This window comes from Bacteroidales bacterium, assembly GCA_014860585.1.
GTDB lineage: Bacteria > Bacteroidota > Bacteroidia > Bacteroidales > 4484-276 > RZYY01.
Genome location: JACZJL010000036.1, coordinates 1 through 2925, shown reverse-complemented (window position 1 = coordinate 2925; position 2925 = coordinate 1). Strand labels below are relative to the sequence as shown.

2 protein-coding genes are annotated in these 2925 nt (G+C 44.3%); both read left to right on the top strand.

Features of this window, described 5'->3' with window-relative positions:
* Positions 1-1063 (top strand): tail fiber domain-containing protein (locus IH598_04525; GenBank protein ID MBE0637763.1); only part of this gene is annotated, 1063 nt, incomplete at its 5' end.
* Positions 1064-1100: 37 nt separating this feature from the next.
* Complete coding sequence (locus tag IH598_04520; protein MBE0637762.1) at positions 1101-2870, top strand: T9SS type A sorting domain-containing protein; 1770 nt, start codon at positions 1101-1103, stop codon at positions 2868-2870.
* The last annotated feature ends 55 nt before the right edge of the window (positions 2871-2925 follow it).

Genomic DNA, 2925 nt, shown 5'->3' with positions numbered 1-2925 from the left:
AGACTCACCCTCAGCTAATGCCAATGGCATCAGGGGGTTTGCACTAAACACCACATCTGGATCTGGTTCGGCAGGGGTGTATGGAAAAAATTTCAGCACTACAAATTCCAATTATGGAGTATTCGGTGAAGCAGTTTCTGTGTCAGGCCGCGGTGTTTATGGGTATGCTTCGGCGACTTCTGGAACTAATTACGGAGTCTATGGGCTAACAGATAGTCCTGAAGGCTATGCTGGCTATTTTGCAGGATCAGGCGGAAGTAAAAACTATTTCCAGCAAAATGTGGGTATAAACACAACTGACCCAGGTAGTTTGCTACATGTGGTGGCCACTTCTGCATCGCAACCTTTGATCATAGCAGAAATATCTGATGCAGTATCCAGTTATGACGGAACAGCAGTTGTCGGCAAAGTAGCGCTAAACACAACAGGAACTGGGGGCTTTTTTCAGGGTGGTCGCTATGGTGTGCGTGCTTTTCTTGTTGGGTCTAACACTACTGGCCTTAAGTATGGTTTACATTCTGAAGTTACCGGAGGAAATCAAGGTGGGTTTAGGTACGCCGGTTACTTTTCAGTTCAATCTTTTTCTGTTAATTATGGAATTTTTGCAGAGGGTTCTGGTTCATTAGCAACCAATTATGCAGGCTATTTCAATGGAAATGTAACCGTTACCGGCAATTTTAGCAATCCTTCTGACCTCTCGTTGAAGCGGAATATACGTGAAATGGAGAACAATTTAGAAAAAATCACCCGGCTGCAAGGCAAGATGTATGAAAACAGGTGTGATGAATTTGGTTTTATGAACCTTTCCGGAGGAACTCAATTTGGCTTTATTGCTCAGGAGTTTGAAACGATTTTCCCTGAATTGGTAACTGAAAACATTCATCCCGGAACAGATCCCTATTCTGATACACATACAGCGCAACGCGACCCGCTAAGCTACAAGGGGATAAATTACATTGGTCTGATACCTGTGCTAACTGAGGCGATTAAAGAGCTTCATGCCATTATTGAATCACAAAACCAACGGATTGATGCGCTGGAGAAACAACTCAATTCAAAATAATTTGTTTATTTATCTAATCTTTTAAAATTGCAACAACATGAAACACATTATCCTTTTTACAATATCATGCTTCATTTCAGGAATCTCCTTTTCACAGGTAATGTATTCCGAAACACACATTACCATCACCCAGGGAGCAACGCTGCATGTTGACGGCGACCTCAACATTAGTGCCGGTGAAATGAACCTTAACGAAGGCGCTACCCTCAGCATGGGAAATAACCGCACCCTGTTGGTGAATAATGGAGGCAGTCTGAACCTTTTAGGTTCCACTGCTTTCTCTGCGCTGGTCACCTCACCCGGCTATTTCAGTCTCGAAGTCAATTCAGGGGGAACCATCGGTGCACAATATGCTATATTTGAGCGGATGGGCGAGATGGGGATACACATCAAAGACGGTGCAGCCATCAATCCCATGTTGCCTTTCCTGAAATCAACCTTTCAAAATGGAATAGCTGGCGGAACTTTGCTTACAATCAATAATAATCAGACCATTACGATACCAGAAGCCAATTTTCCGATGAATAGCTGGGGAGGCAATTATAATGTGGTGAAATCTGTTGATCAGGGGGAGGTTACTTTTGAAAATGCCTTTGGTGGTTTTGCAGGAACTCCTTTTGAGAAAGATCAGTTTAACCGCATATTCTGGGGCGATGAGCTGATGACGCACAGCATCCCACTACCCGCAGGATGGAGTGGTCTTTCGAGTTTTGTAATGCCAGCAAACGACAACATGGTGAGCATATTTGACCCACTGGGCAGCAATTTTATCATTGCCCAAACCATGACACAGGCCTATTATCCGTCAGGTGGAATAAATACCATCGGCATCTGGCAGCCACAATCGGCATATAAAGTGAAAATGAGTGCGCCGGATGTGCTGGAGATCAGCGGTGCAGAGGAATCCAACAAGGTTTTCGGGATAAATGCAGGATGGAGTCTCGTTCCGGTTATAACTAACCAACCGGTGAACGTGGTTTCACTTTTCGCAGGAACGAGCGTCGAGTTGGTTAAAGATGTGGCCGGGGTTGGCGTGTACTGGCCTGCCTTTGGCATCAACACATTGGGAAGCCTGCTGCCGGGAAAAGCTTATTATGCTTACCTCAATTCATCCGGTTCCGTGACGTTTCCTGAAAACGCTAAAAACACCTGGACAGCTCAGCTTCCCCAGGAAAAGCATCCAGATCATCCCTGGAATGAAGTCGTTGTTACAGGTTCTTCGCATCTGATTGTCATCGAAGGAGATCACACTCAGGGACTGCTCCCCGGCGACGTGATCGGCGTTTTTTCAGAACAGGAAATCTGTCATGGCGTAGCTGAAATTATTGATCCAAAAAGCAATTTCATTCTCATCGCCAATGCCGATGACCAATTAACTACTTTTAAAGATGGCTTTGATGATATGGAGCTGATGACCTTCAAGGTTTACCGGCCATCAACCGGCGAAATTTTCGATATGGAGGTGGAATACAACCTGCAAATGCCACATTCCGGCAATTTCGCCGATGAGGGATTATCAGCCATCAAAATGATAAACCTTTCATCCACCGGCATTGTAAGTGGGTTTTCACCAAATATCAATGTTTATCCCAATCCCACTGATGGACTGGTTTGGATTTCCGGTATTTCGGATTTCTCAAAAATTGAGGTGATCGGGTCACTTGGAACTACAATCATGACAATTGTTAACGTAGGTCAAAAAGAACTCAGCGTTGACCTTTCGGATCTTCAATCCGGAGTTTACCAGTTTAAACTAAGTGGTGAAAAAGGAACATTGGTGAAGAGGGTAGTGAAGAGTTTATTATAAAGAGGCGGTCTCAAAAGTCTTCCTCATAGATTTTCAACGCTCTGTGCTAATAATC